The organism is uncultured Sphingorhabdus sp. (assembly GCF_937872355.1).
GTDB lineage: Bacteria > Pseudomonadota > Alphaproteobacteria > Sphingomonadales > Sphingomonadaceae > Sphingorhabdus_B.
Genome location: NZ_CALMSV010000279.1, coordinates 1 through 25577 on the forward strand (window position 1 = coordinate 1; position 25577 = coordinate 25577).

The 25577-nt window shown below is 59.5% G+C and carries 26 protein-coding genes and 1 pseudogene; 10 read left to right on the forward strand and 17 right to left on the reverse strand.

The features are described 5' to 3' along the window. From Q0239_RS17615 to Q0239_RS17630, 4 genes and pseudogenes are all read left to right on the forward strand, one after another. Positions 1 to 408: pseudogene (locus Q0239_RS17615) on the forward strand (epoxide hydrolase); the annotation flags it as partial. Between the two features lie 9 nt (positions 409 to 417). Beyond that, positions 418 to 1338 (forward strand): ABC transporter permease, encoded by a 921-nt coding sequence (locus Q0239_RS17620; protein WP_298605291.1) that lies wholly within the window; start codon positions 418 to 420, stop codon positions 1336 to 1338. After that, positions 1335 to 2126, forward strand: coding sequence for an ABC transporter permease (locus tag Q0239_RS17625; protein ID WP_298605293.1), 792 nt, complete (start codon positions 1335 to 1337; stop codon positions 2124 to 2126). Before Q0239_RS17620 ends, Q0239_RS17625 begins: the two co-directional genes overlap by 4 nt. After that, a complete protein-coding gene (locus tag Q0239_RS17630; protein WP_298605295.1) occupies positions 2123 to 3667 on the forward strand; it encodes an ABC transporter ATP-binding protein in 1545 nt (514 codons plus the stop codon). The genes Q0239_RS17625 and Q0239_RS17630 overlap by 4 nt, the downstream gene beginning before the upstream one ends. Here the strand turns inward: Q0239_RS17630 and metC are convergent. The 4 genes from metC to Q0239_RS17650 form a co-directional block, all read right to left on the reverse strand. Next, positions 3664 to 4860 carry a cystathionine beta-lyase gene (metC, locus tag Q0239_RS17635; RefSeq protein ID WP_298605297.1) on the reverse strand — a complete coding sequence of 399 codons (1197 nt, stop codon included), beginning with the start codon at positions 4858 to 4860 and terminating at the stop codon, positions 3664 to 3666. The genes Q0239_RS17630 and metC overlap by 4 nt on opposite strands. Before the next feature lie 15 nt (positions 4861 to 4875). Continuing rightward, complete coding sequence (locus Q0239_RS17640) at positions 4876 to 5673, reverse strand: DUF2189 domain-containing protein (RefSeq protein WP_298605298.1); 798 nt, start codon at positions 5671 to 5673, stop codon at positions 4876 to 4878. 99 nt (positions 5674 to 5772) lie between these two features. After that, entirely contained in the window at positions 5773 to 6615 is an 843-nt protein-coding gene (gene sseA / locus Q0239_RS17645; protein WP_298605300.1) for a 3-mercaptopyruvate sulfurtransferase, read from the reverse strand. Positions 6616 to 6719: 104 nt separating this feature from the next. Further along, the gene (locus Q0239_RS17650) at positions 6720 to 7880 is read right to left on the reverse strand and encodes a hypothetical protein (protein ID WP_298605302.1); all 1161 of its coding nucleotides are present in this window, start codon (positions 7878 to 7880) and stop codon (positions 6720 to 6722) included. A gap of 87 nt (positions 7881 to 7967) precedes the next feature. Here Q0239_RS17650 and queF point away from each other — a divergent pair, with 87 nt between their 5' ends. Further along, on the forward strand, positions 7968 to 8426 hold the full coding sequence (gene queF, locus Q0239_RS17655) for a preQ(1) synthase (protein WP_298605304.1): 459 nt from the start codon (positions 7968 to 7970) through the stop codon (positions 8424 to 8426). Between the two features lie 73 nt (positions 8427 to 8499). Next, positions 8500 to 9165 carry an OmpA family protein gene (locus Q0239_RS17660; protein ID WP_298605306.1) on the forward strand — a complete coding sequence of 222 codons (666 nt, stop codon included), beginning with the start codon at positions 8500 to 8502 and terminating at the stop codon, positions 9163 to 9165. Here the strand turns inward: Q0239_RS17660 and Q0239_RS17665 are convergent. Beyond that, positions 9162 to 10391, reverse strand: a complete 1230-nt coding sequence (locus Q0239_RS17665) for an FAD-dependent monooxygenase (protein WP_298605308.1) — start codon at positions 10389 to 10391, stop codon at positions 9162 to 9164. The genes Q0239_RS17660 and Q0239_RS17665 overlap by 4 nt on opposite strands. Before the next feature lie 256 nt (positions 10392 to 10647). Here Q0239_RS17665 and Q0239_RS17670 point away from each other — a divergent pair, with 256 nt between their 5' ends. From Q0239_RS17670 to ribA, 4 genes are all read left to right on the forward strand, one after another. Then, positions 10648 to 12960, forward strand: a complete 2313-nt coding sequence (locus Q0239_RS17670; protein WP_298605310.1) for a DNA translocase FtsK — start codon at positions 10648 to 10650, stop codon at positions 12958 to 12960. Positions 12961 to 13072: 112 nt separating this feature from the next. Then, the gene (locus tag Q0239_RS17675) at positions 13073 to 13648 is read left to right on the forward strand and encodes an outer membrane lipoprotein carrier protein LolA (protein ID WP_298605338.1); all 576 of its coding nucleotides are present in this window, start codon (positions 13073 to 13075) and stop codon (positions 13646 to 13648) included. Between the two features lie 279 nt (positions 13649 to 13927). Next, complete coding sequence (locus Q0239_RS17680; RefSeq protein ID WP_298605312.1) at positions 13928 to 14722, forward strand: exodeoxyribonuclease III; 795 nt, start codon at positions 13928 to 13930, stop codon at positions 14720 to 14722. Continuing rightward, entirely contained in the window at positions 14719 to 15765 is a 1047-nt protein-coding gene (gene ribA / locus Q0239_RS17685; RefSeq protein WP_298605314.1) for a GTP cyclohydrolase II, read from the forward strand. Before Q0239_RS17680 ends, ribA begins: the two co-directional genes overlap by 4 nt. A 9-nt stretch (positions 15766 to 15774) precedes the next feature. Here the strand turns inward: ribA and Q0239_RS17690 are convergent, their stop codons facing one another. The 12 genes from Q0239_RS17690 to leuC all read right to left on the reverse strand — a co-directional run. After that, positions 15775 to 16452, reverse strand: a complete 678-nt coding sequence (locus Q0239_RS17690) for a Crp/Fnr family transcriptional regulator (RefSeq protein WP_298605316.1) — start codon at positions 16450 to 16452, stop codon at positions 15775 to 15777. Next, a complete protein-coding gene (locus Q0239_RS17695; RefSeq protein ID WP_298605318.1) occupies positions 16449 to 17831 on the reverse strand; it encodes a tetratricopeptide repeat-containing protein in 1383 nt (460 codons plus the stop codon). The genes Q0239_RS17690 and Q0239_RS17695 overlap by 4 nt, the downstream gene beginning before the upstream one ends. Before the next feature lie 51 nt (positions 17832 to 17882). Then, entirely contained in the window at positions 17883 to 18566 is a 684-nt protein-coding gene (locus Q0239_RS17700; RefSeq protein WP_298605320.1) for a hypothetical protein, read from the reverse strand. A 53-nt stretch (positions 18567 to 18619) separates the two neighbouring features. After that, positions 18620 to 20338 (reverse strand): toll/interleukin-1 receptor domain-containing protein, encoded by a 1719-nt coding sequence (locus tag Q0239_RS17705; protein ID WP_298605322.1) that lies wholly within the window; start codon positions 20336 to 20338, stop codon positions 18620 to 18622. A 97-nt stretch (positions 20339 to 20435) separates the two neighbouring features. Next, positions 20436 to 20762, reverse strand: a complete 327-nt coding sequence (gene grxD, locus Q0239_RS17710) for a Grx4 family monothiol glutaredoxin (RefSeq protein WP_298605324.1) — start codon at positions 20760 to 20762, stop codon at positions 20436 to 20438. Positions 20763 to 20774: 12 nt separating this feature from the next. Beyond that, positions 20775 to 21008 (reverse strand): BolA family protein, encoded by a 234-nt coding sequence (locus Q0239_RS17715; protein ID WP_115550415.1) that lies wholly within the window; start codon positions 21006 to 21008, stop codon positions 20775 to 20777. A gap of 11 nt (positions 21009 to 21019) precedes the next feature. Then, positions 21020 to 21343 carry a DUF1476 domain-containing protein gene (locus Q0239_RS17720; RefSeq protein ID WP_298605327.1) on the reverse strand — a complete coding sequence of 108 codons (324 nt, stop codon included), beginning with the start codon at positions 21341 to 21343 and terminating at the stop codon, positions 21020 to 21022. Between the two features lie 74 nt (positions 21344 to 21417). Next, positions 21418 to 22413 (reverse strand): NADPH:quinone oxidoreductase family protein, encoded by a 996-nt coding sequence (locus tag Q0239_RS17725; RefSeq protein ID WP_298605329.1) that lies wholly within the window; start codon positions 22411 to 22413, stop codon positions 21418 to 21420. A 10-nt stretch (positions 22414 to 22423) separates the two neighbouring features. Then, the gene (gene leuD, locus Q0239_RS17730; protein ID WP_298605331.1) at positions 22424 to 23017 is read right to left on the reverse strand and encodes a 3-isopropylmalate dehydratase small subunit; all 594 of its coding nucleotides are present in this window, start codon (positions 23015 to 23017) and stop codon (positions 22424 to 22426) included. 63 nt (positions 23018 to 23080) lie between these two features. Then, positions 23081 to 23374 (reverse strand): hypothetical protein, encoded by a 294-nt coding sequence (locus tag Q0239_RS17735; protein WP_298605333.1) that lies wholly within the window; start codon positions 23372 to 23374, stop codon positions 23081 to 23083. Between the two features lie 294 nt (positions 23375 to 23668). Further along, the gene (locus tag Q0239_RS17740) at positions 23669 to 24214 is read right to left on the reverse strand and encodes a hypothetical protein (protein ID WP_298605335.1); all 546 of its coding nucleotides are present in this window, start codon (positions 24212 to 24214) and stop codon (positions 23669 to 23671) included. Then, positions 24211 to 25577, reverse strand: a 1367-nt coding sequence (leuC, locus tag Q0239_RS17745; protein ID WP_298605337.1) for a 3-isopropylmalate dehydratase large subunit, incomplete at its 5' end; no start/stop codon positions are given. The genes Q0239_RS17740 and leuC, both read right to left, overlap by 4 nt.

A 25577-nucleotide genomic window follows, 5' to 3' on the forward strand; every position in this document is an offset into this window, starting at 1 on the left:
CAGGCCTTGGGCTATGCACTAACCGACAGTCCGGTCGGCCAGATGTGCTGGATCATCGAGAAATTCCACGGCTGGTCCGATTGCGATGGACATCCGGAAAATGTCTTCAGCCGCGATCATCTGCTCGACAATGTCATGCTCTATTGGCTGAACGCCACCGCTGCGTCATCGGCACGACTTTACTGGCACAGCTTTGCTGTTGGGAACCTCGCCGAGGTGCAGGTGCCGACCGGGATCAGCGCTTTCCCCAAGGAACTGTTCCGCCCCTCGCACCGCTGGGCTGGGACGCGGTACAAGAATATCGTCTATTGGAACGAGCTCGAAAAGGGCGGGCATTTCGCCGCGATGGAGCGGCCCGAGCTGTTCATCGCCGAAGTCCGCAATTGCTTTGGGGCCCTAAGCCTCTAAATACCGCGCATGGGCAGACTGATTGCACGGCGGCTGTTGACGGCGATACCGACGCTGCTTGCCATCATTGTTCTGTCGTTCGTGCTGATGCGCGTCGCGCCGGGCGGGCCATTTGATGGCGAACGACCACTGGCACCCGAGGTTCGCGCCGCGCTTGAGGCTGCCTATGGGCTCGACAAGTCGCTACCCGAACAGGTCTGGCTATATCTCACGCGTTTGGCGCAGGGCGATTTCGGGCCGAGCATGGTCTATCGTGATTTCACGGTAAGCGGACTGATCGCCGAGGCGTTGCCAGTGTCGTTGCTGATCGGCGGCTGCGCGTTGCTGCTGGCGAGTGTGCTGGGCATTTCGGCCGGGCTATGGGCCGCCTTGCGCGCGGGCAAGTGGCAGGATGAGGTGCTGATGCTGGGTGCTACCTTGCTCACCGCCTTGCCGACCTTTGTCACCGGACCGCTGCTGGCGCTGATCTTTGGCCTATGGCTCGGCTGGCTGCCGGTTTCGGGGCAGAATGATGGGGGGAGCTGGCTGGTGCTACCGGGGGTTGCGTTGGGCTTGCCGGTCACGGGCGCGGTCGCCAAATTGGCGCGTGCAGGGTTGGCGGGCGAATTGGGTGCCGACCATATTCGGGCCGCCCGCGCACGAGGGATAGCGCCGCTGACGATCCTGCGCCGCCACGCGCTGCGCCCCGCACTGGTACCAGTGGCGAGCTATTTGGGGCCCGCTGCTGCAGCCCTGTTGACCGGCGCAGTGGTGATCGAAACCGTTTTCGGCCTCCCGGGCCTTGGCCGCTATTTCGTGCAGGGCGCGTTGAACCGCGACTATCCGCTCGTCCTTGGCGTAGTGACGCTCTACGCCGGACTTATCATCCTCTTCAACCTGTTCGCCGATCTCATTTACGGCTGGCTCGATCCGCGGATGCGCGAAGGATGAGACCTGCTCTGTTAATTGTCGCGCTCATCGTCTTTGCCGCCTTGCTCGGGCCATTCCTTCTGCCTTACGACCATGCCTCGATCGATTGGGACAGCGTACGGGTCGGCCTCTTCACCGACGGCCACTTGCTCGGCACCGACGATCTGGGGCGCGACCGGTTGGCGCGGTTGCTGGTTGGAACGCGGGTGACTTTGTCGGTGGCGCTCGCTGCCGCAATGGTCGCGCTGGTGATCGGCGTGGCCTGGGGCGCGATTGCCGGATGGGTTGGCGGGCGCACCGATGAATTGATGATGCGCATTGTCGACGGGCTCTATGCGCTTCCCTTCATGTTCGTCGTCATCCTGCTAATGGTGGTTTTTGGCCGGTCGATCCTGCTGGTGTTTCTGGGGATCGGCTTTGTCGAATGGCTGACGATGGCGCGCGTGGTGCGGGGGCAGGTGATTGCCCTGAAGCAGCGGCCCTTCATCCTCGCAGCGGAAGCTGCTGGATCGCCAGCCCGCGCCACCCTGCTCCGACACATTTTGCCCAATGTCGCGGGGGTGGCGGTCGCTTACCTGATGCTGACCGTGCCGCATGTGGTGATGATCGAAAGCTTCCTGTCCTTCCTTGGCCTCGGCGTGCAGGAACCGCTGACCTCGCTCGGCATCCTCGTCAATGAGGGGGCGGAGGAAATGGACATGAATCCGGCGGCGCTGCTGTTGCCCGGCGGCGTACTCGTCCTGCTAATTGCCAGCTTGACCATAGCCGGGGAGCGTTTCCGTGACCGGCTTGCGGACGCGACGAAATGAGCGAGGGCTATGTCGTCCGGAACTTGCGCGTTTGCGTTGGTGATCATGTAATCGTCGAGGACATCAGTTTCACCCTATCCCCCGGCGAAATCGTAGCACTGGCAGGGGCATCGGGCGCGGGCAAGAGCATGAGCGCGATGACGCCTTTTGGCCTCAGCGCCGGAGTCGCCAGCGGCTCGGCGAGGCTAGATGGCATCGACATGGTTGGCCTTCCGGAGCGCGAATTGAGCCGGATACGCGCGGAGAAGGTCGGCTTCGTTTTTCAGCAACCGCTGACCGCGCTCACCCCGCATCGCACGGTCGGCCAGCATTTGCACGAAGCAGCGACGCAGGCTGGAGGTGCAAAGCCGACCACGGACGTGATGGTCGCGATGCTGGACGCGGTCGGGTTATCGCGCCCCGAAGAGAGGCTTGCCCAATATCCGCACCGGCTATCGGGCGGTGAGCGGCAACGCGTGCTGATCGCGGCCGCGCTGGCGCATGGGCCGCGCTATCTGGTTGCTGACGAGCCGGTGAGCGCGCTGGATGCAGCCCTGCGCGGAGAGATCATGGCGCTGCTCGTCCGGCTGTGCCGGGAACGGGGGATGGCGATGCTGCTGGTCAGCCATGATCTGGCAGGCATCGAACATCATGCCGACCGGTTGTTGCTGCTCGATTCCGGAAAGGTCGCGGAAAGCGGCTCGGCAAAGCAGATCGCTAGCTCACCGGCCACCGATTATGGCAGGCGATTGATGGCCGCGACCCCGCGCCTGTCCGAGCCGCTCTCGCCTCTGCCCGAAACTGGCGAGGTGCTGTTGGAAGTGGAAGGTGCCCATGTTCATTTCCCCAAGCCCGGTTGGCGCCGTGGCCGGCTTGATGCGGTCCTAGATGCCAGCCTGACTTTGGCCAAGGGCGAGACCTTGGCACTGGTCGGCGGATCGGGTTCGGGTAAGTCCACACTCGGTAGGGCGATTGCGGGTCTGGGGCCGATGGCGTCGGGAACGGTTCGCTGGCAAGGCGAATTGCTGCCGCCACGTCAGCGTCGAAGCGCCGAACATCGTGGTCTGATCCAGCCAGTCTTCCAGGACCCGCTCGCGAGCCTCGATCCGCGCTGGACCATAGCGGATATCATCGGCGAACCATTGCGCTGGCTTGCCCCGGACGCTGAGCGGCATCGCCCTGCACAGGATCTGCTTGAGGAAGTGGGTTTGCCGCGTGACTTTGCCTCTCGCAAACCGGCCTCGCTTTCCGGCGGACAGGCGCAACGCGTGGCGATTGCGCGGGCGCTGTCGGCCAATCCCGAAATGCTTTTGCTCGACGAGGCCACATCAGCGCTCGATCCGTTGGTGGCTGACGGTGTCGTTTCGCTGTTCGGGCGGCTGCAACGCGAGCGTGGGCTATCGATGCTGTTCATCACCCACGACCTCGCGCTCGCGCGTCGCACGGCGCACCGGATCGCGGTGATGGAGGCGGGGCGGATTGTTGAATGTGGAAGCCGCGAGGAGCTGTTTGCCAACCCGCAGGCAGAGGCAACCAAAAGGCTGATCGCAGCAAGCGGCTAGCCAGCGATAGCGGAAAATCCTCGCTCCAAATCCGCCTTCAAATCCTCGACATCCTCCAGACCAATCTGCAGGCGGATGACGGTGCCATCGCTATCCCATTGCGTCGCGCTTCGGTATTTTTCAGGGCGCTTCGGGCAAGCGAGGCTTTCAAAGCCGCCCCAGCTATAGCCGATGCCGAACAGTTCGAGCGTGTCGATGAACTTTGCCGCCTTATTCCAGTCGCCCTTTAAGACAAAAGAAAACAGCCCCGACGATCCGGTGAAATCGCGCTTCCAGATGATGTGGCCGGGACAGGAAGGCAGGGCAGGATGCAACACGCTCGCTACCTCCGGCAGCGATGCCAGCCAATGCGCAATATCCAGCGCCGCCGCCTCATGCGCCTTGAGCCGCACCGCCATGGTGCGCAGTCCACGTGCGGCGAGATAGGCATCGTCGGGCGATAGCACTTGCCCCAGCGTCTGCGCGGTCGATCGCAGCGCCTGCCAGTGGCGCTTGGTTGTTGTCACCGCCCCCGCCATCACATCGCTATGGCCGACGACATATTTGGTTGCAGCGAGGATTGCCATGTCGACGCCCTTGTCGAGCGCGGTGAAGAAATAAGGCGTGGCCCAGGTGTTATCGAGCAGGGTGACGATATCGCGCTGGCCCTTATGCGCCTTGGCGGCGGCGCAGATGGCGGGGATGTCCGACACCTCAAAGGTCAGACTGCCGGGGCTTTCCATAAGCACTGCACGGGTTCGGTCGCAAAACAGCTCCGATATTCCCGATCCGATCAGCGGATCGAAGAAACGTGTTTCAACCCCCCAACGTTTGAGGAAACCCTGCGCGAAACTGCGGCTGGGATCATAGGCATTGTCACTCATTAGCAGCACATCACCGGGCTGCAGCACCGACAGCAGCGCGCCCGCGATCGCGGCGACTCCTGACGGATAGAGCATTGTGCCATGCGCGCCGGGTTCGAGTTCGGTCAGCGCTTCGGCGAGCGACCATTGGGTTGGCGCACCGCGCCTTCCATAAAAGAAACGGCCATCCTCATTGGTCTTGTCACCGGCCTCCAACGCAGCGACATCATCATACAGATGCGTGCTCGCACGCCAGACCGGCGCGTTGACCACCGCTCCGGTCAGCGCCTTTCGGCGGCCACCGGTGATGATCTTGGTATCGGGTTTCTGTGGATGCTTGGGTTCGGCCATGCCGCTCGATAGCCGCTAAGCCCCTGCGCTGTCGAGAGCAGCGCCATCGACCGCGCGCACATAAAGATGCCAGGTCGTATGGCCCAGCACTGGCAGCACGACAAACAGGCCGAGGAACGCGGGTAATATCGCCAGAAATGTGCTGGCGGCAATGATTGCTGCCCAGCCGATCATCACCGTTTTGTTCGACCGGATAGTGCCGAGGCTGACGATAATCGCTGTGATGAAGTCGACATCCTTGTCGCACAGCATCGGCAGGCTCATCACCGTGATCGCGTACAAAGCGAAGGCAAAAATCGCACCGACGAAACTGCCGACCAGCAACATGGCGATGGCTACGGGTTGCAGCAGCATTTCGACATTCTCAGCGCCAATCCCCGATTCCGCCATGAAGATCGCGAATATGCCGTGCGCCAGAATCATCCAGAAACTGAAGGCAACGAAGACTATTCCGGCGACCATCAACACCTGATCATCGCCGCGTCCGCGCAATGCCCAGATGATCGCGCGCCAGTTGATGGGTAGCCCGAGCTGCCGCCTGCGGCTGACTTCATACAGGCCGACCGCTGCAAAGGGTGCAATAATCGGGAATCCCGCAATCAGCGGGATCGACCAAGCGCCCTCACCGAGCTTGATCAGACCATAGACCAGCACCGCCCCGCCGATGGCGTAAAAGGCGGCGAAGAACAGGCCGAACGCCGGATAGGCGAGAAAATCGCGCCAGCCTGCGGCAAGCGCTGCACGCAAATCGGCAAATGTCAGATTGTTTGCGACCGTATAAGGCGCAATTGGGGTTTGGCCGGTTGCAGCCATGATGCTCTCTCCCTGTCCATCTTCCCCATGGACAGGATGCAACGATTCGCGCTTGGCTTCAAGCGCTTAACATCAAGGCTGGTTTGTTTGGCTTACGGCTCAGGCCGCGCCGGTTTCCTTGGGGGTATCGGGGTCGAGGCCCCATTCGCTCCAGCTGCCGTCATAGAGCGCGACGTCTTTCTTGCCGGTCAGGCGCGCGCCAAATAGCACGACAGCTGCGGTCATGCCCGAACCGCAGGTGGTAATCATCTGCTTGTCGAGATCGACGCCTGCTTCGGCAAAGGCGGCTTCCAATGCGGCACCCTGTTTCCAGGTGCCATCGGGGTTGAACAGGTTGGAATAAGGCAGGTTGCGGCTGCCCGGAATATGGCCCGACGCCATTTCGGGGCGTGGTTCGGTTTCCTCGCCGGTGAAGCGGCCTGCGCCGCGGGCATCAACGACAACGGCGTCCTTGCTGTGCAGATTGGCGAGCATATCTGCCTTGGTTTTCACCCCGCTATCGTCTTTCCAGACGGTGAAGTGTCGGTGACGCAGCGACGGCTTGCCATTTTCGAGCGGCCGGCCTTCGGCCTTCCATTTGGCAAGGCCACCGTCGAGAATGGCTACATCATGCGCGCCAAATAACGTGAGCATCCACCAGGCGCGGGTTGCCGATTTGAAAACGCTGTCGTCATAGACAACGATGCGGCTGCCGTCGCCAAGACCGAGTGATTGCATGCGGCTGGCAAATTTTTCGGGCGGGGGTAGCATGTTGGGAAGGCTGGAATTGCTGTCGGCGATTTCGGCAAGGTCCATAAAGACCGCACCGGGAATATGGCCGCCTTCATATTCGGCAGCGGCGTTGCGGCCTGCGTCGGGCATATGCCAGGTGGCGTCGACAATCCGCAGATCCGATGCGCCTAACTCTTTCGCCAGCCACTCGGTGCTTACCAGTAAATCCATTTTGCCCGTTCCCTTTTCGTCCGACTCTGCCCGCTTGAAGCGATTCTTGTGCAGTGCACGATATGCCGCTTTGCGGGCCTAGTCGAGCGCTAAAGGCCGGAATTTCACGCAAATAAAGGGCGGGTGGATATGGCGGTGAAACGCTTCGGCCCTCGATCGACGGCGAGCGGCTTCATTCGTGCCGCCGCGTCGCGCCCTTCGCGACCGATCAATTGCGACAGGCGAACCTCCACATTGCGATCCTCCACCAACCCGGACAAGTTGAAGAGCACAATCGGTGCTACAAATTCACGCTCGGTCCAGCGAAAGGACGCCAGCTCGTTTCGTGGCAAGCGGATTTCGATGACCGCATCAATCCGCTCCCCTATTGCAAGCGATCCCAACGCCTGCCGCGATCCCGTGGCATTGCTTTGGTGGAAAGCCGCTATCGCTTCTCGCTGGCCGGTTTGTGCTGAAATCATATGCGAACGCAGCAGCAACTGATCGACCGGCGCGTCGCCCTTGTTGACGAGGGTGAGGGAGCCGGTGATCGACAGGCTGGCGATGCTGAGCTGCGCCGCCTCAGGTTTGAACGCCGCTTCTATCGGCGCCGCGCCGTTCACGGTTGGAGGCGGGCTGGCATCCTGCTTTGGCGCTGGCGGAGTGACAGGCGACTTTGGCTTTTCAAGCCGCGCAGGAGGGGATGGCTGCAATTTAGGTAATTCCGCTGTCTGCGCTGCACGTGCCTTTAATTTGCGCCGACGCATCCACAATGCGAACGCGAGTGCGGCAAGCAATGCGGCGATCACCGCCCCTATCCATAGCCGGTCAGGTAACTGTGCTTCGGATAGCGAATCGCCAGCGACAACCGGGGCTCTTTCCGCTCTGGGCTGGGAGTCAGCGTCAACCGACGGGACCGCATCGCTCACGGATTCCGGTCTGTCCTGCAACGGTGTTTGAGCGGCGGCGGTATCGGTAACTGTCTGTGACCGCCGATCCGCTTGCGCGTCGGGCTGCCGGCTTTGCGGATCGCGAACTGCCCTCTGTTCCGGTGATGGCTGTTGTCTTTCCGCAGCCGGTGGCACGGCCGTGGTCGATTCGGGCTGCGGCTGTGCCTGCTGCGGAGTTGGCTGGGGTGGCGGCGTATCAAGGCGGAAGTCCCGCAATTCCGGAGGGGTGGAGGTGCCGATATCCTGGGACGTGCCGGCTTCCTGCGCGAACGCAAGACCGGGCACAAACAGCATCGCTGCGCCGGCAAGCATCCAACCCTGAATATTTTTTGTCATTGCCTTCCTTGAGTTGCCAATCGGCTGAATGCCAAGTGAATAGCGCGCGGGAATGACATAGGCTGTGCAAAGCGCTAGACAAGCCGCATGACTGACACACCGAATCCCAAATTTCTGGGCCAGAATGCCGCTTTGCCCCAAACCCCCGATGCGGCGGAACTCGACTATGTGCCCAACCCACGTGCGGGAACGCTCTATCTTGTCCGCTTTGCCGCACCCGAATTCACATCGCTTTGCCCGGTGACCGGCCAGCCTGATTTCGCCCATCTGGTCATCGACTATGCTCCGGATGCGACAATCGTCGAATCGAAATCGTTGAAGCTCTTTCTCGGCTCGTTCCGCAATCATGCGGCGTTTCACGAGGATTGCACAGTAGGTATCGGGCAGCGCCTTTTCGATGAAATGAAGCCCAAATGGCTGCGCATCGGCGGCTACTGGTATCCGCGCGGCGGCATTCCGATCGACGTTTTCTGGCAATCAGGGGCGCCGCCCGAAGGGCTGTGGCTGCCCGATCAGGGGGTTGCCCCCTATCGCGGAAGGGGTTGAATTTACCTTTTTCGTCATTTTCGGTTCAGCTTGGATGTGGTCCAATATCCCTGACAGAAAAGGAGATTGTGCCATGACACGCCGTTCCAAAATTGCCGCTGCATTGCTGATTACTGCCATGTCAGTGACAGCCTGCACGACCAACCCTGAAACCGGGGAAAAACGCATTTCGAAGGCCGCGATTGGCGGTGTTGGTGGTGCGCTAGGTGGCTATCTGCTGGGCGATTTGATCGGCGGCAAACGCGACCGTACCGAGAAGATTGTCGGGGCTGGCATTGGCGCGGTCGCGGGGGCAGGCGTTGGCTATTACATGGACCAGCAGGAAAAGAAACTGCGCCAGCAAACCGCCGGAACAGGTGTTGAGGTTGTCCGTGACGGTGACCAGTTGGTGCTCGACATGCCCTCTGAAGTCACCTTCGCCACGGGCAGTGCCAACCTTTCCCCCGAATTCCGCACCACTCTCGACAAGGTCGGCGCAACGCTCACCGAATATGAAAAGACCTATGTCGATGTGATGGGACATACCGACTCGGTCGGGACTGATGCCTTCAATCAGACATTGTCGGAACAGCGCGCTTCAACAGTTGCCGACTATCTGGCGGGCCGCGGCGTGCAACGCGCACGGCTCGCCACCAAGGGCTATGGTGAAAGCCAGCCCAAGGCGAGCAACACCACTGAAGAGGGACGTGCCCAGAACCGTCGCGTCGAAATCCGACTTGTGCCTGTGACTGCGAGTTAGACCGTCAATCCCTGCAACAGCTTGGGCAAATTGCCCGACTCTCCGCGCGCTTCAGCCATGAAGAAGTCTTTGAGCGGCTTCATGCGCTGAACCGCAGCGAGGCCCAGGCGGCGGGCGGCGGAGGCGGTTTTGCCGGGGATGCCGAACAGCTTGTTGAGCGGATCGGTCGCCATCATCACGCTTTGCACGTCAAGGCTGCGCCAGCGGGTATAGCGTTCAAGGATTTGCGTATCTCCGGGATCGAGGCCTAGCCGCATGCCCTCGACCACAACCTGCGCCAGGCAAGCCACATCGCGCAGGCCGAGGTTGAGGCCTTGCCCTGCTATCGGGTGCATCCCATGCGCCGCGTCGCCGACCAGCACCATGCGCGTATCGGTGACGCGGTTGGCGTGCTGGAAATTGAGCGGGTAGCCCATGACCGGTGCGTTCATCTCTATGTCGCCTAGCAGGCCACCCATCGCTTTTTCAATCTCGTGCGCCATCCCGCGCGGTGACAGTTTTTTGTAAACCGGAGCTTCGGCACGCGATACCGACCAGACAATCGCTGAACGGTGCCGTCCCGCTTCATCATCGAGCATCGGCAGGATGGCGAATGGCCCGGTGGGATAGAAAATCTCGTAAGCGACCTGTTTGTGAGGCTCTTCATGGAAAATGGCTGTCACCATTGCCTCATGCGCATAATCCCATTCGGTGAGGCGGATTCCGGCCGCGTCGCGCGACACGCTCTTGCGACCTTCGGCGACCACCAGAAGCGACCCGGTCAGCACATCACCATTTTTGAGTTCGACGCGCACACCAGCTTCGTCGGTTTTTGAAGATGCGATCTCGGCGGGCATGTGCAGCTGGATCTCCGGGCGAGCTAAGGCGGCTTCATAAAGCGCGCGCCGTGTCAGCTGGTTCTCGAACATTTGGCCCAGATATCCATCATCCGCGTCCGGCACGAAATCGAGCGAACCGGGCTTCAGGCCGTCGCTGACCCAAATCTGTTCGATCGGGCAGCCCTTCCCCTCCAATGCGGGGCCGAGGCCGATAGCCTCGAACAGCTTCATGCTTGAACTCGAAATGGCGGAAACACGACCGTCAAAATGTGGCGCGAGCATCGCGGCCTGATCCGCACGGTCGGTGACGGGGCAGGTGACGCCGTGCACCACCAAGGCAAGCGCTTGGGCAAGGCCGTTGAGCCCACCTCCGATGATGACAATGTCGGCAAATTGAGTCTTGGACATGGGGAATCGCAGTCAAATTATTCTTGGGATTGAATCAATACCGTAGCCCTGAGCCTGTCGAAGGGCGCTTATCAGATGTAGCGCTAACCTGTGAGGCGTGCTTCGACAGGCTCAGCACTACGGTATTATTCACGAGACGATGCTCTAGGCCCGAATTCGGCCCCTGAAAAGGCCGGAAAAACTGCGGACTCTTGACGGGGAGTCCCGCCTCCGCGAAAAGGTGTGTATTCACTCTAACAGGCGTCGCAAACAGCATATGGCATCGCGTTCCTCCAAACTCCAACCTGCCAATTGGCGGCAAATGATGCGTCAGTCGCTGCTGCGCAGTGGCGCACTCATCGGTGCGGGTGTTGTTGGCCTTTTCGCGCTGTTTTATGCGGTTTCGATCCTCAGCTATTCACCCGCCGACAATGCCTTCAACAGCGCGGCAGAGGGCGCCAATGACAACTGGATGGGGCAAAGTGGAGCTTATCTCGCCGATGCGTCGCTGTTCACCTTTGGCCTTCCGGCTATCCTGCTGTTCCCTTTGCTGCTGGTCTATGCCCGTCGCCTGTGGCGTGATGTGCCGCAGCCGCGCTGGAAACGGCAATTGCTGCTCTGCCTTTCGGGGATATTAATCCTGGGTTTCGGTCTCGCGCATTGGCAGCATGGCAGCGACATTGGTCTGCCTGCGGGTTGGGGCGGGACACCGGCGTTGCTGCTCGATGGAGCCTATAGCGCGCTAATCGCCAAATTCGGAGAAGGCTGGAGCAATCTTGCCCGGTGGGTAGCGATTATTGGCTCGGTCGTAGGCGGAATCATGCTTGTCACCCGCTCGCTCGAACTTGAACGCCCGTTATTCTCGATACCAGCAATCTCCATGCCTTCGTTGGGAAGTGGATCCGAACGGCTCGCCGTCGATGCTTCGGTTCCGCAACGTGAGCCTGAGTTCGTCGCCGATCCCGTTCCGCGCAAGCCAGTCGAGCGTGAACCGCGTCGCGCGCCCGAAATCGCCGAACGGCAAGTCGCGCCAAAGAAGGCCAGTTTTGCCAGCGGAGCCAAACAGGGCGATTTCTTTGGTAATTACACGCTGCCGTCGCTCGACCTGCTCGATACCCCGCCGCCTTCAACGGCGCCCAAGCTAGACAAGGCGGCGCTCGAATCGAACGCGCGCTTGCTCGAATCGGTTCTCGATGACTTCAAGGTACAGGGTGAAATCGTCGCCGTCCGCCCCGGTCCGGTCGTCACCATGTACGAACTCGAACCCGCTCCCGGCGTCCGCGCACAGCGAGTCGTGCAACTGGCCGAAGATATCGCGCGCAACATGTCCGCGCTTTCCGCCCGTGTCTCTACGGTTCCGGGCCGCACGGTCATCGGCATCGAACTGCCTAACCACAACCGTGAGGCGGTGGTGCTACAGGAAATGATCGCGTCGACTGCCTTTGCCGACCAAAAAGGGCAATTGCCGATCATTCTTGGCAAGAATATCTCGGGCGACCCTGTGGTCGCCGATTTGCAACCGATGCCGCATTTGCTCGTCGCAGGTACTACTGGTTCGGGTAAATCGGTTGGCCTCAACTGCATGATCCTGTCGCTGCTCTATCGGCTTACGCCAGACCAGTGCCGGATGATCATGATCGATCCCAAGATGCTCGAACTCAGCATCTATGACGATATCCCGCACCTACTTGCGCCCGTCGTGACCGAACCTGCCAAGGCGATCCGCGCGCTGAAGTGGGCGGTCGAGCAGATGGAGGACCGCTACCGGATGATGTCTTCCGTTGGCGTGCGCAATCTGCAGGGCTTCAATGAAAAGATACTTGCAGCCAAGGCCAAGGGCCAACCTCTGGGTCACAAGATTCAGGTCGGCTATGATCCGATGACCGGCCTGCCGCAATATGAAGAGCAGCAGCATGATTATCAGCCTTTGCCGCAGATCGTGGTGATCGTCGACGAGCTTGCCGACCTGATGATGACAGCGGGCAAGGAAGTCGAATTTCTGATCCAGCGCCTCGCGCAAAAGGCGCGTGCTGCGGGTATCCACCTGATCATGGCGACGCAGCGCCCCTCAGTCGACGTCATCACCGGTGTGATCAAGGCGAACCTGCCGACGCGCATCAGCTTCCATGTCACCTCGAAAATCGACAGCCGCACCATTTTGGGCGAGCAGGGTGCCGAACAGCTGCTAGGCAAGGGCGATATGCTCTATATGGCAGGCGGGCGCGGGCTGACGCGTATCCACGGCCCGTTTGTTTCGGACGAGGAGGTCCGCAAGGTCGCCGAACATTGGCGCGGCCAGGGTGAACCCGACTATATCCAGTCAGTCACCGAAGAGCCTGAAGATGGCGGCTTTGCGCTCGATGGCCTGGGTGATGACGACAGCCCCGAGGATGCGACTTATCGCAAGGCCTGCCAGATCGTGTTCGAAAGCCAGAAGGCCTCAACCAGCTGGATACAGCGCCAGCTGCGCATCGGCTATAACAGCGCCGCGCGCCTGATCGATCGGATGGAAGAGGACGGCTATATCAGCGCCCCGAACCATATCGGGCGGCGCGAAGTGCTGCGCGATCGTAATGGCGAGCCGATCTAACGCGTTCTGATATTCAGAATCGGTTCAATGCGGCGTTGCTACCCACGCTGGCAAAAGCCAAGGAATAGATATGACCAATACTTTCTCCCGACTTTTGCTCGTCCCCGCGCTGATGGCGTCGGCTGCCAGCGCGCCAGCACAACAATCGAACGACCTGAGCCAGGTTGTCGGTCACATGCAGGCTGTGTCCACGATGAACGCAACCTTCACCCAGACCGACCGCAATGGACAAAGCCTGACCGGCAAATTGTTGCTCAAGCGCCCCGGCCATGTGCGCTTCGAATATCAAAAGGGTGTGCCGTTACTGATCGTTGCAGACGGCAAGGCGCTGACCATGGTTGATTATGAGGTGAAGCAGGTGCAGCGTTGGCCGATCAAGAACAGCCCGCTTGCGGCGCTGCTTGACCCAGGCAAGGATTTGTCCCGGTTCGGCAAGCGTGTGGCGACATCCAATCCGAATGTTATCAGTGTCGAAGTGCGCGATCCCAAACGTCCCGAATATGGTACGATGACGATGATCTTTACCAAACAGGCAGGAGCGCCAGGAGGGCTGACGCTCAACGGCTGGGTCGCACTTGATTCGAAGAATAACCGCACAACTGTGCGACTCGGTAATGTGAAATTCAACCAGCCGATCGCACAGTCGAGCTTCAGCTGGCGCGATCCGCGACCGCGTCGCAAGAGCTGAGATGACTCATCGGTGAGTTGAGCCACCAAGCCGACCAGTCGATAGTCTGAACGGTCCTGTTCATCTTACCGACAGGAAAATCACCCTAGATTGACCATATCGAAGGTTAGACGGCTGCGCGGTTTTCCCCCTGTTGCCCGTAGCACTCAGGTCTCCCTTCGGTTTCAGCGTGACGAACGCAAGCTCGACCCCCATCCCAAATGCCCCCGGGATGGGGGTTTTGCTTTTTTGGCTCGCTCCCCCCTTGCCGTGCGCGGGGCCCGCCCCTAAGCAGCCGCCATGGCAACCACCCTTCGTATAGCTTCCTGGAACATAAACTCGGTCCGCGCCCGTATCGATATTGTCGAGCGGTTCCTGCGCGACGAGGGGCCTGACATATTATGCCTTCAGGAAACCAAGGTTGCCGATCCGCAATTTCCGGAAGGGCCGTTCCGCCAGTTGGGCTACAACCATATAGTCATCAATGGACAGCCGATGCATCATGGTGTCGCGATCATTAGTAAGGTGTCGCTGGCGAACAAACAGGTACATGACTGGCAGGCCAATGGCGAAGCGCGGCACGTCGGTGTTGAGATTGCGGGCGGTGTTCGGCTGGAAAATGTCTATGTGCCCGCAGGCGGCGATATTCCGGGCCGTGAGCAAAATGTGAAGTTCGGCCAAAAGCTCGATTTTCTAGCGCGGATGACCGAATGGTCGAGCGCGGTTTCGGCACCCACAATCCTGACCGGTGACTTCAACGTTGCGCCGCTCGAAACCGACGTATGGAGCCACAAGCAGCTGGTCAATGTCGTCAGCCACACAGCGATCGAAATCGAAGCGCTGTGCGGGCTGCAGAGCGCGGGAAACTGGATTGATCTGGCTCGTGAATTCGTCCCGCCCGAAAAGAAGCTCTACACCTGGTGGAGCTACCGCGCGCAGGATTGGGAAACCTCTGACCGTGGCCGACGCCTCGACCATATGTGGGTGACGCCTGACCTGAAAGATAAGGCGCACGCCCATGTCGTACACAAGCCCTGCCGCGGCTGGGGCAAGCCTTCGGACCATGTGCCTATCGTAACGGAATTCCGTCTTTGAGTGATGCAGCCGCCAAGCGCGCGGCCCGTGCCATTGACGCGCTGCGGCGCGGCTGGCCGGTGCGCGTCGGCGGGTTGACACTGGTCGCTATCGAAACCGGGGCAGCGGCAGAACTGTTTGCCGGGCACCAAGTCAAAGGCATATTGCTGTCATCCGCACGCGCCGCCACGCTCAAGCTCGCCAACCAGTTTGCGGCAGCCGACACGCAGTTGCCGGTATTGATAGCGCCACCATCCGATCTGGATGCCGCATTGTCACTGGCCATTGCCGATCCTTCGCTCGACCTGCGTTATCCGTTCAAAGGGCCTTTCGCTGCTTTGGCACTCGAACAGCCCGAGGCCGCTCAGGCGGCGATGGAGCTGGCGCGAGAGGCAGGGTTGCTGCCTGCGTTCCTTCTGGTTGAAGTGGATGCCGATGCGGAGTTCGCCGCTGCCGATCTTGCAGCCTTCCAGGATGCCGACAATCTGCGCATCGCCGCGCGGGCGCGCCTGCCGGTTTCGGCTGCGGAAGATGCAGAGCTGGTGGCCTATCGCTCGGTCGCCGATGCGGCGGACCATGTCGCGCTCGTCATTGGCCAGCGTGATGGCAGCCCGCCGGTCATCCGGCTGCACAGTGAGTGCCTGACGGGTGACGTTTTGGGCAGCCTCAAATGCGATTGCGGGCCGCAATTGCACGAGGCGCTACACCAGATAGCCGATGCGCAATGGGGCGTGCTGCTCTATTTGCGGCAGGAGGGGCGCGGGATTGGCCTCGTCAACAAGCTGCGCGCCTATGCGCTGCAGGATCAGGGTTTTGATACGGTAGACGCCAATATCCGATTGGGCTTTGCCGTAGATGCACGCGATTTTTCGGTGGCGGCGCAGATGTTGCGGCTGTTGTCGATTTCGGAGGTACGCCTTCTAACCAACAATCCCGAAAAAGTTGCGGGCTTGGAAGCCGAGGGCATCAAGGTTGCCGAACGCCTGCCGCTCAAAATCGCCGCAAATCCGCACAATGCGCATTATCTGGCGACAAAGCGCGATCGTACCGGTCATAAGCTTTAGGTCCTGACCCTAGACAATAAGCTCTTCGAGCATACGGCGGGAAACGATGTGCAGCCCTTCGGCTTGCCGCTCGACGATGCCTCGCCTTACAACGGAAGCCAGCGCTCTCGAAGCCGTTTCGCGCGTTGTATGCACGCTGACCGCCAATGCGGCGATGACTGGCGCAGGTTGGATCAGGCCGTCTTCATCTGCCAGTTGCAACAACGCGCGGTAAAATCGGCCAGTGGCGCTCAGGCCGATGCGCGCCGCCATACGATCAAGAACCAGATCGAGCTGTCGAGCCAATAGATTTGCCACACCCCTGGCGACGTCGCCGTCGACGGTAGCTAAATCGGCGAGCTTTTGCGTGGGTGCTGCAAGCAGGCGTGTGGCCCCGCATGCGGCAAAGGCCGATCGGTGCGTTGCTACTTCGGGGTAAGCGCCAAATATTTCTCCCGGGCCGTGCCGCGTCAACTGCGCTTGCTGTCCGTCAAAACTGTAGATTTCTGCAACCACAGCGCCTTCGGCCACCAAATAAAGATAGCATGATGGATCACCCATATTCGCAACCACCGACCGATGGGCATAGCTGCGCGACACCATGATAGCGGCCAGCCGTTCCGCACTGTCTTGCTGGCAAACAAAGCAGCTCTGGATGATAGCGATGTCGTTGCGACTCGACATGCTGTTATCGCTGGGCGAACTCATCCTGAGGGCCTGGTCAATGCGGCGAGGCAAAGCTCGATCGGGCCGTCGGGAAAGGCCATTTCCCCGATGGTTTCGATCCGGCTCGCCAATCCAGCTGCCAACAACGCTAATGCCGCGCTGCGGCTGGCAGCCACCATGCCATGTGCGCTGTAGGGGAGGAGGGCCTGTACATGGACAGCATCGCCAGTTCGGCAGTCAATCGCGGCGCGCGCACTATCAGACGTCATTATCGCCTGAACAGCGTCGTCAAAGGCGTCGAAACTGCGCGGGGCGGAGCCTTCCAATGCGACATCAAATCTCAGCGACCCTGCGGGAAGCTGCGTGCCAGAATTGGCTGGATCGGCGGTCACCGGAACGTGAAGAATCGGGCGACCCGAATGCAGCCATGGATCGCCGAGGGCCGGGCGATCGGCGGGTTCGATGCGCAACGCAACAGCTTTGGCCTGCAATTGTGCGGCCTTTTCAACGGCAAGGCCCATGGCATGAAGCTCTGCAAGGGTAACGCCGGCCGCACTGGTTGTGTCATCGGAGGCGCAAATGGTTATGCTATCGGCGGGGTCGGGCAGCGCGTCGAAACGCTGCGACCAGTTGGCCCCCAAAGGTTCGACCGACGATTGTCTGAAGTCATCGGGTTGGGAGGGTAGGACGATGTGCAGCTCGGCACCGATGGAAACTGCCGCTTCGGCAGCCAGAATATCGGCTCCGGCGGCGAGTGCGCCATAGGCAAAACCCGGTGCTATGGCTTTCACCGCCATGTCTATCGCATCGCGTGCAGCTTCATCGTCGGCCGCGATTCCGAGAATGCCGTTAAAATGCATCGCGGATGGCGGGCGGAACTGGTCGAGCCAACGATCATCCTCGCCGAATTCGGAAAGGATTAGCGCGAACTGTCGCAGCGTTGCCGCATGGTCTTCCCATGCCTGCGGTGCCAGTCGCACCGCCTTGGCCAGACTTTCTCGGGCGTTGTCGAACCGCCCCAGCAGCAGCATTGCCTCTGCGCGCGTCGCTTCACCCCAATATGGAGTTTCACCGGGTTCGGTACCGGATTCGATCAGATGCAGGACTTTTCCGGCAAGCTCGCCTGCCTTGACACTGTTGCCAGCTTGCAGTGCCATCGCTGCTGCGTTGACCAGTGGATAGCTAGCCGTTCCGAACATCGCGGCACGTTCATAAGCATCACCGGCGCGGGCGAACAATGTGGGTCTTGTATTGGCGGACGCCTGTCGCGCTCTGTCCTTCAGCAAACGGCCTTTCAGGGTCAGTGCCTGAAAATCTGCTTCATCCCGATCAAATCCGGCGGCAACAAATTGGTCCCACGCCCGCGAAGTCGCTCCGGCGCGCGCCAGGGCAAGGATCATCTTCAGGGCGTCGGCTTTCATCGGTTGGTTCCAATCAGTGCCGATTTGTGCTGATTGCGTTATCGAAGGCGATCAAGGCCGGCTGCCGACATTGCCGCCGTCGGGATCGATGACGATGGGAACGCTGGTGAGATTGCCCTCCTTATCCACTGCATCCCACATCAGGTGGAAATTCATGGAATAGATGCGCGGATCTTCTTTCGACGGAGCCCGACCATCTTCAGTTTGGTAGATATTGTCCATCACCAATCCCATGCGACCCGACAGTTCGGTGAGGCTGGCCGCGAAGAAAGAGAAATTCTGATTGGCCGGGATCAGCCGGAAATCGGGCGCATCCTTGTCGACACGAAATTCGGTGAAACGGACAAGATTGGCATATTTTTCGTCCGATGTGCCGAGGCCCACCTTTCGGTCGTCAAATCGGACATTGTCGTTATCGACCAGCATATAGATGCGCGCAGTGTGGCCGAAGGTGAAGCCGTTGAAGTTGAACTCCTTGCGTTTGTCCCCTGTCGGATTGTTCAGCCAGTCCTTCGCACTTTTTGCGTTGGCAGCTTCCTTGAGCATCATTTCGGCAAATTGTTTCTCGGTTTTCCCGGCGGGAATGTCGGCGGTGGCAAAATAACCCTGCCGGACCATGGTCTTTTTGGGATCGTCGAACCTGAAATAAATGACGCAGACATATTCCGGCTGGAATGCCGCTCCCAACGGGTTCTTTTCGTGCGGATCTTTGCCCCATTGCGGTCCTGAAGCCATGTTCTTTCTCCCTAGTTTGCCCTGAACAATTGCGCCAGGATTACGTTTGCAAGCTACCTATCATCCAGCTTCTGTTCGAGTTCACTGATTGCTTTCCAGAAGCCTGACAGAGCTTGACCCTGCGGATTGGCTCTTTCGATCTCGACGATGATCTTACGGGTTTCGTTCAGTTCGGTGCGGGCCTTCGCCGGGTCGAATTCGGCCAAGGCTTTGGCGCGTGCATAATGGCTGCGGGCCAAAGCGCGCTGGACTTCAACATTGTTAGGCTCTTCGGCGACAAGGGACCTTAAGGTGCCGACAATCCGCGTGGTTTCGTTGACGGCAAGTCGCGGATTTCCCCAATCCATTTCGATCGTTGCGAGGCCAAAAGATGGCCAGGTCTGCCTGAAACGCAGTTCGAAATTTCTGGGGTCTTTGGCAACCAGCGCATCGATAATGGATTGTTCGGACAATCGCGCCTTGCGGGCCTCGCTATGGGCCTTGTCGACCAACAGGGCATCGGCAAGCCAGCCAAAGCGATTGGCGAGTGCGATGCTGATTTCCGTCCGTTCGGGGGCGATGCGCAATGCCGTTTGTTCGAAACCGATCGACCTGCGGCAAAAATCGATCGCCTTTTTCACATCGAAATTGTCGCGCAAGTAAAAGTCGCACAAATTTCCGAGGGCATATCCCATTTCAAGGTTCGCCCGTGCCTCGTCCGGGTCAAGTTCGAGCAGCTTGCGTGCCTCGGTCACATAGCCTTGCCAATGCAGTTCGGTGGTCGCGCGGTCGCGGATTTGCCAAGCGGCCTGCCCGACCCAATATTCGCTTTGGGCATGGGCAAAGATGCGATCGGGATTTTCCGGTTCCGCGCGCAAAAGCGCTTCGGTGGTGCGGTGCGCCTCGCGGAATTTCGCGAGCGCTGCTGAGAGGTTGCCGCTACGGCCGTCATCCTCACCCATTGCATGCAAAATTCGGGCGCGGCGTTCCAACGAGTCGGCAGGAAGGGCAGCGAGATCGCCTTGGCGGGCATAATGCCGCATCGCACGCTGATTCACATCGTCCATCACGTCGAGTCGACCGACCCCTTTCAACTCGTCACGTAGATCGGTGAGCATATATTCGACGAGCTCTTCTGCGCTTTCACGCTGCCGGGCGGCTTCGTTGCGGGCGGAAATAGCGAAGAAGGTCATCACGCCCATGATTAGCATCGCTGCCAAGGCACCCAGCGTGATCCACGTCACGCGACGAAGCCGCCTTTGAGCGTCGCGCTGCACCAGCGAATCGAGCGGAACGCCTGCAATCCCGGCGACAATTTTGAGGAAGCCGAGCGACGGGCCATCCCCTTCCTTGCGCAGATCGGCTGCAAGCGGTTCAAGCCCGCCCTCACTCAAAACCTCCGGAAACGCTTCCGCCGGTCCGCCCCGCACCAGCGCCGCCAGCACCGGTCGATCCGGATGCAGGCTTTGGAACAGGCGAATCTCTTCGGAAACCCATTGCGATGCTTTGGCGTCGGGTGAACAAAGCACAATCAGCGCCTCGGCGCGGCTCAGGGCATCGCGGATCGCATCCGAAAGACTGGGTGCGGCTGCCAGGTCTTCGCGATCACGGAATATCTGCCCGATCTGCGCGCCACTTCCCGCGCGGGTGTAGGCGACTTGTTTGGGCAGCCGGTAACGCTCCAGCTTACGTTGCAACTTGGCGGCAAAATCGGCATCCGCATGGCTGTAGCTGATGAACGCAGCAAAACGCCGTTCATGCTTAGCCAAATCGAAATCCTCGCCCCTTGGCATCGCACCGCCCCCTTGCGATTCGCATGGCAAAGTTACACGATATTAGAAATGGTTAAATCGCTATTTGGACCAAAGTCAGCAACCAGACCCGATTATATCATCCCGCTTTGGCGAGGCCATGCTCTTCGACGAGTTCCTGCAATTCGCCCGCTTCGTACATCTCCATCATGATGTCGCTACCGCCGAGAAACTCGCCCTTGACGTAGAGCTGCGGGATAGTGGGCCAGTCAGAATATTCCTTGATACCTTGGCGGATTTCCTGATCCTGCAGCACATCGACGCTGGCAAATTCGACATTGAGGTGATCGAGGATGGCAATCGCGCGGCTCGAAAAACCGCATTGCGGGAACAGGGGGCTGCCCTTCATGAACAGAACGACGTCGTTGTTCTTCACCAGTTCATCGATACGTTCGTGCGCGCTCATACTCTTCGCTCCTTATTCGGGTACAGCAGTGGTCAGTTGCAGTGCATGCAGCACGCCGCCCATCCGGCCACCCAAAGCATTATAAACCGTCTGATGCTGCTTCACACGCGGCATCCCGCGGAAAGTTTCGCTGACAACGCGCGCAGCATAATGGTCACCATCGCCGCGCAGATCGGTGATTTCGACCGCTGCATCGGGAAGAGCAGCCTTGATCATACCTTCAATATCTTCAGCCGCCATCGGCATGGGAAATTCCCTTATGCCTCTTCGATGAACTGGCGGCGTGCTTCCACCAGCTTGGCGTCTAGCGCGGCGCGGATCGCGGCTTCGTCAGCTTCGACACCAGCCGAGGTCAGGTCGCCGAGCAGTTTGCGAATGACATCTTCGTCGCCGGCTTCTTCAAAGTCTGCCTGCACGACGGATTTGCCATAGGCATCGGCCTCTTCGGGGGTCAGACCCATTTTCTCGGCAGCCCACAGACCGACAAGCTTGTTACGGCGGGCGGTTACCTTGAACTGGAATTCCTCATCGCGAGCGAATTTATTTTCAAAGGCGTGTTCGCGATCATCAAAAGTGGTCATGCTCGAATCCTTCGGCGCTACAGGCTTAAAATAGTCACGCGGCCCCTGCCAAACAAGGGCCGCGCCTGCAAGGATTAGATGGTGACAACCAGCTTGCCGACCGCCTCGCGGTTACCGAGCTTGGCAATTGCCTCTCCGCCGCGTTCGAGCGGGAAGGTTTCCGACACGCGCGGTTTGATTTTCCCTGCCTTGTACAGCTCGAACAGCTCCATGATGTTCGCACGGTTCTTTTCTGGCTCGCGTGCGGTATAGGCACCCCAGAACACGCCGCAGACGTCGCAGCTTTTGAGCAGCGTCAGGTTGAGCGGAAGCTTGGCGATACCGGCCGGGAAGCCGACGACGAGGAAGCGGCCTTCCCATGCGATCGAGCGCACGGCGGGTTCGGAATAATCGCCGCCGACCGTGTCATAAACGATGTCAAAGCCATTGGGTCCTGCTGCTGCCTTGAACATTTCAGCCACGGCCTTCGACTGGTCCTTATCGAACGGCTGATAGGGATAAATGACGACATCGTCGGCACCAGCCTCACGTGCCACCTGCGCCTTGGCTTCGCTTGAAACGCCAGCAACGACACGTCCGCCATAGGCCTTGGCGAGTTCGATAGCCGAAATGCCAATGCCACCCGCGCCGCCGAGCACGAGAACGCTCTCACCCGGTTTCATCCGGCCACGATCTTTCAGGGCATGCGCACTGGTGCCATAGGTCATCAGCAGCGAGGCACCTTCCTCGAACGACATTTCGTCGGGCATTTTGTAGAGATTGTGCGTGCCCAGCACGATCTTCTCCGCAAGCCCGCCATTGCCGCATCCTGCGAGCACGCGGTCGCCCACTGCAAAGCCGGTCACACCTTCACCAATCGAATCGACAAACCCGGCAATTTCGCCGCCTGGAGCAAAAGGCCGGGGTGGCTTGAACTGGTAACGGTCTTCAATGATCAGCGTGTCGGGGAAGTTAATCGAACAGGCCTTTACGGCAACAACAACTTGGCCGGGGCCAGCAACGGGTTCGGGCAGATCGCCAAGCACGAGAGTTTCCGGGCCGCCGGTGGCGGTCGACAACAACGCTTTCATTTTTCTCTCCTCAAATCATCTGTGGCACCAGCCACGGTTTTTCTGTGTTTAATTTGGTTTCATAGGCGGAAATCGCATCGCTGCTGGCGAGCGTCAGGCCGATTTCGTCGAGGCCGTTCAGCAGGCAATGCTTGCGGAACGCATCGATTTCAAAGGTGAAGCGATCCTGGAACGGCGTTGTTACCACCTGGTTTTCGAGGTCGATGTGGATGGGATCGGTTTGGGCAACCTCCATCAACCGGTCAATTGCTTCTTGCGGCAACACCACAGTCAGCAAACCGTTCTTAAAGGCGTTGCCCGAAAATATGTCAGAAAAGCTCGGCGCAATTACAGCCTGAATGCCCATGTCAGCCAGCGCCCAAGCGGCGTGCTCGCGGCTGGAGCCACAACCGAAATTGTCCCCTGCGATCAATATCGGGGAGCCTGCATATTCGGCGCTGTCGAACAGATTGCCGGATTCCTTGCGCAACGCCTCAAACGCGCCCTTGCCCAGCCCCGAACGGCTGATCGTCTTCAGCCACGCAGCCGGGATTATGACATCGGTGTCGACATTTTTGAGGCCGAACGGATAGGCCTTGCCAGCTATGGTGGAGACGGGGTTCATTTGGAATCAGTCCGCTTCGGTCTTGAGGTCGAATTCAATTCGCTATTGATTCCGACCTCAAGTCTATTTTTGCCGCTTTGGCAAGAAGCTCCGCCAAAATGATGGCTTTACCCGCTGCGGCAGTTCCTGGCCGGTCGCATCGAGCAGATATTTGGCCAGCAGCAGCGCCTGATTGTGCGTCATTAAAAAATGATGGCGGTCGACTTGGTCATTGTCCAGCGCCTGTCTCGAGACCGTGCTCTGAATGCGCAAGTCGATTGACGAACCGAGTCCATGATGCGTCCAGCCCATCACCACAGCCCTATATTCTGCCGGTTCGGTAGGCTCTGCTTTCTTTTTGGCCGGACGTCTTGCCATCAATCCCCCCTGAAGTGATTTTACATTCCGCAGCGAGGGGGTTGAGTCAATATGCCCAAAGGAAGATGTGCCGCCGTGGGACTTAGCCGATCAACTCACGCACATCGGTGAGCTTGCCAGTGACCTCCGCCGCAGCAGCCATCACCGGACTAACAAGGTGGGTGCGCGCACCCGGGCCTAAACCCGACGCTGACGGCTAACCGCCTTACGACCAAGCGGAGCGGATATTGTTATCGATATCCACATTCTTCGGGGCAAACGGATTAGCTTTGCCGGAGATAGTCGAGACAGATTTCATTGAAGCATTCCACTTTGCTCTAGCAGAGGTGGTAGCGGCAAACGGTTAGCCTGCAATTCTGTTACTAGTTCAGCTGCTGTCGGGTGCGTGGCAATACCCGCATCAATCAGAGATTTGTGAATTCTTGCCTGTTCTGGATTGTCAGCTTCCGAACCAAGCATGAATTCGATGTCACCTAAAAAGGTCAAGCCATGATCGGTAAATTGATAGAACTGGGAGAATGTGGTTTCATAATCCGATTTTATATTGCGCAATGAAACACTGATTGCGTCAATATACTCAAGAGATTCTGTCAGACACCTTCCATCCCGTGCAAAAGCGATGCGCGAGATTCCATATTCTGGAGTTTCGAGATAACGCTTTCCATTTTCTACCGCGATCTCCTGGGTGTCAGCCGGAAATTCAAGAATCTCACGGCCTTCTTCGCCTTCAACAACGGCAAACGGGCAAAGTAATTCGTCTGGCTCCAACTTAGTAAGGATGAGAAAAGCATGTGCGAGTGTGAGACCCCCGAGCTCTAGAATTTCTTGCTCACTGCTCACCCCATCAACTCGCGCACATCGGTCAACTTACCCGTTACCGCCGCTGCTGCTGCCATCGCAGGGCTGACGAGGTGGGTGCGCGCGCCGGGGCCCTGCCGGCCGACGAAATTGCGGTTGCTGGTGGAGGCGCAGCGTTCACCAGCAGGTACTTTGTCGGGGTTCATGCCGAGGCAGGCGGAGCAGCCCGGTTCGCGCCACTCAAGGCCAGCATCGATGAAGATGCGGTCGAGACCTTCGGCTTCGGCCTGTGCCTTAACAAGGCCGCTTCCGGGAACGACGATGCCCCAGCGGATATTCGGTGCCTTATGTCGGCCCTTTAATATGGCCGCTGCCGCGCGCAGGTCTTCGATGCGGCTGTTGGTGCAGCTGCCGATAAAGATATTCTGCACCTCGACTTCACTTAAAGGCGTGCCGGGTTCGAGGCCCATATAGGCGAGGCTCTTGGCCGCTGCTTCCTGCTTGGAAGGGTCGGCAAAGCTCGCCGGATCGGGAACGGTGCCGGTGATCGGCACGACGTCCTCAGGGCTGGTGCCCCATGTCACGCTCGGCGCAATGTCGGCGGCATCGATGACCACGACCTTGTCATAAGCCGCGCCGGGATCGGTGGTAAGCGTGCGCCAATAGGCGACCGCTGCGTCCCAATCGGCACCTTTGGGGGCCATGGGGCGGCCTTTCAGATAATCGAAGGTCTTTTCATCGGGTGCGCAAAGTCCGGCACGCGCGCCATGCTCGATCGCCATGTTGCTGACGGTCAGACGGCCTTCGATGCTGAGGTTACGGATCGCACTTCCAGTATATTCGATGACGTAACCGGTGCCACCTGCCGCGCCGAGCACGCCAGTGATGTGTAGCACGATGTCCTTGGCGGTGACGCCGGGGCCGACTTCGCCCTCTACGCGCACTTCCATTGATTTGGATTGCTTGAGTTGCAGCGTCTGCGTCGCCAGCACATGCTCGACTTCGCTGGTGCCGATGCCAAAGGCGAGCGCGCCCAGGCCGCCATGGCAGGCGGTGTGGCTGTCGCCGCAGACGATGGTCGTGCCGGGCAGCGAAAAGCCCTGTTCGGGGCCGACAACATGGACAATGCCCTGTTCGCGGTCGGCATCGCCGATATAGCGGATGCCAAAGGCCGGGGCGTTTGCCTCCAGCGCCGCAAGTTGCTGCGCGCTCTCAGGATCAGCGATCGGGATGCGCTTCCCACCCGCATCGCGGCGCGCCGTAGTCGGCAGATTATGGTCGGGCACGGCCAGTGTCAGATCGGGCCGGCGTACCTTTCGTCCTGCCGTGCGCAGCCCTTCAAAGGCTTGCGGGCTGGTCACTTCATGCGCCAGATGGCGGTCGATAAAGATCAGGCAAGTGCCAT

Coding starts and splice junctions, on each gene's coding strand:
- Q0239_RS17650 (WP_298605302.1), bottom strand. CDS start 7,880: ATGACAAAAAATATTCAGGGTTGGATGCTTGCCGGCGCAGCGATGCTG.
- Q0239_RS17670 (WP_298605310.1), top strand. CDS start 10,648: ATGGCATCGCGTTCCTCCAAACTCCAACCTGCCAATTGGCGGCAAATG.
- Q0239_RS17705 (WP_298605322.1), bottom strand. CDS start 20,338: ATGCCAAGGGGCGAGGATTTCGATTTGGCTAAGCATGAACGGCGTTTT.
- Q0239_RS17700 (WP_298605320.1), bottom strand. CDS start 18,566: ATGGCTTCAGGACCGCAATGGGGCAAAGATCCGCACGAAAAGAACCCG.
- leuD (WP_298605331.1), bottom strand. CDS start 23,017: ATGAACCCCGTCTCCACCATAGCTGGCAAGGCCTATCCGTTCGGCCTC.
- metC (WP_298605297.1), bottom strand. CDS start 4,860: ATGGCCGAACCCAAGCATCCACAGAAACCCGATACCAAGATCATCACC.
- Q0239_RS17620 (WP_298605291.1), top strand. CDS start 418: ATGGGCAGACTGATTGCACGGCGGCTGTTGACGGCGATACCGACGCTG.
- Q0239_RS17680 (WP_298605312.1), top strand. CDS start 13,928: ATGGCAACCACCCTTCGTATAGCTTCCTGGAACATAAACTCGGTCCGC.
- Q0239_RS17675 (WP_298605338.1), top strand. CDS start 13,073: ATGGCGTCGGCTGCCAGCGCGCCAGCACAACAATCGAACGACCTGAGC.
- Q0239_RS17725 (WP_298605329.1), bottom strand. CDS start 22,413: ATGAAAGCGTTGTTGTCGACCGCCACCGGCGGCCCGGAAACTCTCGTG.
- Q0239_RS17690 (WP_298605316.1), bottom strand. CDS start 16,452: ATGAGTTCGCCCAGCGATAACAGCATGTCGAGTCGCAACGACATCGCT.
- Q0239_RS17715 (WP_115550415.1), bottom strand. CDS start 21,008: ATGCCGATGGCGGCTGAAGATATTGAAGGTATGATCAAGGCTGCTCTT.
- sseA (WP_298605300.1), bottom strand. CDS start 6,615: ATGGATTTACTGGTAAGCACCGAGTGGCTGGCGAAAGAGTTAGGCGCA.
- grxD (WP_298605324.1), bottom strand. CDS start 20,762: ATGAGCGCGCACGAACGTATCGATGAACTGGTGAAGAACAACGACGTC.
- queF (WP_298605304.1), top strand. CDS start 7,968: ATGACTGACACACCGAATCCCAAATTTCTGGGCCAGAATGCCGCTTTG.
- Q0239_RS17665 (WP_298605308.1), bottom strand. CDS start 10,391: ATGTCCAAGACTCAATTTGCCGACATTGTCATCATCGGAGGTGGGCTC.
- Q0239_RS17720 (WP_298605327.1), bottom strand. CDS start 21,343: ATGACCACTTTTGATGATCGCGAACACGCCTTTGAAAATAAATTCGCT.
- Q0239_RS17660 (WP_298605306.1), top strand. CDS start 8,500: ATGACACGCCGTTCCAAAATTGCCGCTGCATTGCTGATTACTGCCATG.
- Q0239_RS17625 (WP_298605293.1), top strand. CDS start 1,335: ATGAGACCTGCTCTGTTAATTGTCGCGCTCATCGTCTTTGCCGCCTTG.
- Q0239_RS17630 (WP_298605295.1), top strand. CDS start 2,123: ATGAGCGAGGGCTATGTCGTCCGGAACTTGCGCGTTTGCGTTGGTGAT.
- Q0239_RS17695 (WP_298605318.1), bottom strand. CDS start 17,831: ATGAAAGCCGACGCCCTGAAGATGATCCTTGCCCTGGCGCGCGCCGGA.
- Q0239_RS17640 (WP_298605298.1), bottom strand. CDS start 5,673: ATGGCTGCAACCGGCCAAACCCCAATTGCGCCTTATACGGTCGCAAAC.
- Q0239_RS17735 (WP_298605333.1), bottom strand. CDS start 23,374: ATGGCAAGACGTCCGGCCAAAAAGAAAGCAGAGCCTACCGAACCGGCA.